2 protein-coding genes are annotated in these 2,671 nt (G+C 38.1%); both read right to left on the bottom strand.

The window, feature by feature from the left end:
* Positions 1-109: 109 nt before the first annotated feature.
* On the bottom strand, positions 110-331 hold the full coding sequence (locus B4U84_RS27740; RefSeq protein ID WP_017308520.1) for a CTB family bacteriocin: 222 nt from the start codon (positions 329-331) through the stop codon (positions 110-112).
* Positions 332-1,348: 1,017 nt separating this feature from the next.
* On the bottom strand, positions 1,349-2,434 hold the full coding sequence (locus tag B4U84_RS27735) for a hypothetical protein (RefSeq protein ID WP_017308521.1): 1,086 nt from the start codon (positions 2,432-2,434) through the stop codon (positions 1,349-1,351).
* Positions 2,435-2,671 lie beyond the last annotated feature (237 nt).

Below are 2,671 nucleotides of genomic sequence, written 5' to 3'. Positions count from 1 at the left end.
AGACATGAGAGAATCCTTTGTGAGTAATGATTGTATGTTTGGAACAAAAGCAGAGGATAATCGTTTTTGGAATTTATGAACAATTCCTCTGCAAATAAGATAAAGAGAATTATTGACCGACTTTAATAGCTTTGAAAGCCTCAGACTCAATATTCAATTCATCAGCGCTGGTCGTAGAAATAACACCATGAGGACCAACAACTAAAGTAGAATCCAAACTATTTTGATATGTTTTAAATTTTGCAAATTCTGCACTTTCAATAGCACCACCTGCAACAACATCTAATTCTTGTTCAGATAGTTCAGTGATTTTGTTGATTTCATTAGACATAATTTACCTCGATTGTGTGTTTTGTTTGTGTGTTGTTTTATAGTTGAAAAAGCAATAATTTGGAAACCATTTATTTTTCTTCTCTGTTTAATTGCTTTCCCGACTGAATACATAGTAGAATTTTGTCGATGAATATAACATCTGAAAAACGTCTATACTCTCAACTCAACTAAATAGATAAAACTACAGGGACTTTCGTTGATTGATTGAGTAAATATTCCTAAGACTAAAGTTGGACACTACAGAGCAAAATCCAATATCTCAGTAAAATTTTTTTCACCCCTGGCAAATATAAAGACCCACTTCAGGATGCTTGCTAGTTCTGAACTCCGGAACCGAACGATTAAACAGGCTTATGGGTTAAACCAGTTCAGCTTTTCATTCCGCCAAGAAAAAATTTATTTGTTGGCTAATAGCTAAAGTCAGATAAATGTGACCAGGAAAGTCTTTGAGTCCGTTAAAACGGACTTGTGCTACAAGAATTGAGAATTTGTTCTCTGGCGGGATATGGGGTAGGTGCAAGATATCAGTTAGAGGGAAAAGCTGTGAGATCGAATGAGTAGCAGGCTTTCTAGGCACAGTAATTGAAAGGCAATAACTTTCTATTACTATAATATCAAGCTAGTTCATAACTATTTTAGTGAAACAACACGAAGAGCGGTGAAGGCTGGCAAAACGTCAACTTGAGACTGAGGCACAAGAAAATAGTGATGTGCATTTTTATAACCATCCGCAATGGAATCATGAATCCGGCTGGAAGAATACTTTAAATAATCTGCGTCTCATTATCCAACCACTTTCAATACGGTTCGGATAAGACAAATCAATAACATCTAAACCCTGTACCAGACGTGCCATGGCACGTCTGGTACATGCCCAAAATTATAACGAAAAATTCTTAACTGAACCGTATTGCAACCACTTTTACTATTTTGGTTAATTTATTCCTGGTTATGAGATAAATTTTGTTGCTGAGAGAATGTCTGAAAACTTTTTGATAGGTAATTTTAATAACTATCAATTACAGCGTAGTTTATCAGAATTGATTTGAAACTGTATACTGGTCATCTTCCGCTTTCCAGGTAGCTCTTGGGCATCCAAAATATAGCCTTCAGCTTGTAGTTCCTCTATAGTCCGCCACAGAATTTGGTTGTTCCTAGACAGGTTGCTACCTAACAGGTCTAGATTTTTGAACAGATATTGCTTAGAAATCACTAAATATTGTCCATCAATCAGCCTATCCCATTTTATTCGACTAGCAAGATAAACTAGCAGTTTCATCTTGTAGTCATGCTTGGCATTACTCCCCAGCTTTTGTTTAGTGTCTATATTGTTGGAGAACAGTATGTAATCTCCCGTCCGCTCTGATCCTTCAAAGAATTCCAGTGCTACGGTATAAGCATCTGCCAGTTCATAAGTATAATCGGCAGCCTTAGCCAAATCGAAGTCTCGTGGCACATTGTCGATTTCGTAATCTCGGATACGGAGGATACTTTTGACGATGACCTTCGCCCCTATGGTGTTGCCCTTTTTTAAAGATTGGGCGAACACTAACTCAGTTCTATGCAGAGCAACCAAGTCTTGGTTAAGCTGCGATCGCGACCTCGCTGTAAAACTACCATCCTTTGCACGGGTATAACCCAAGCTTTCTAACAGCTCATTGGAACGAAAATAAACCAGACAACCGTTGTCCTGCTGCTTTGCTTTCTTGTATAAAAACAACACAATCGCAACCTGTCGTGGATTTAAAAAGGTCAGCAATGCCTTAAATAAACGCTGAATTCGGCGATCCTGAATTTTCTCCAGTCCTTTGCTAATTCCCTCTTCTGTACAAACTTTCAGATTTAAATTAGCATACTGGGCTTTGAGATCTTCCCACTCCTGAGCAGAAAGTTCCTCTAATTGAACACGACGAGTTAATGCGACTTCGCTCTCGTCTTTAGGATCAGCATTAACTCGCATTTCTAAATAATAACCATCTGCATCGGCACGGAGAATCGGCTGTTGTACATCAGGGTTTCTAATTGATGCTCCTGCTCTAGGCAATACCATCAGCAGTTGTCCATCCACGGGAAAACCAGTATGTTCCTTACTCACAACCATTACCTAATTATTGAGCAAATTTTACCAAATTTGCAAAATTACAGTTATGGGTGGAAGCAAAGCAACAGGATAAAGAATGTGTAGTTAATTTTGTCATCGTATCCATAAATCAAATAAATCAATAATACTCTTAGTTAACAAATCTTCATGAAGACCTGTGACTCCGGCGTATGATTTTTACGCTTTTACCTGTGACTCCGGCGTACAGTTTTACCTGTGACTCCGGCGTATAGATGT

Origin of the sequence: Westiellopsis prolifica IICB1 (assembly GCF_004323185.1) — a bacterium.
Taxonomy (GTDB): domain Bacteria; phylum Cyanobacteriota; class Cyanobacteriia; order Cyanobacteriales; family Nostocaceae; genus Pelatocladus; species Pelatocladus prolificus_A.
Note: the sequence above shows the minus strand (reverse complement) of the source record. Positions and strands in the feature narration are given on the sequence as shown.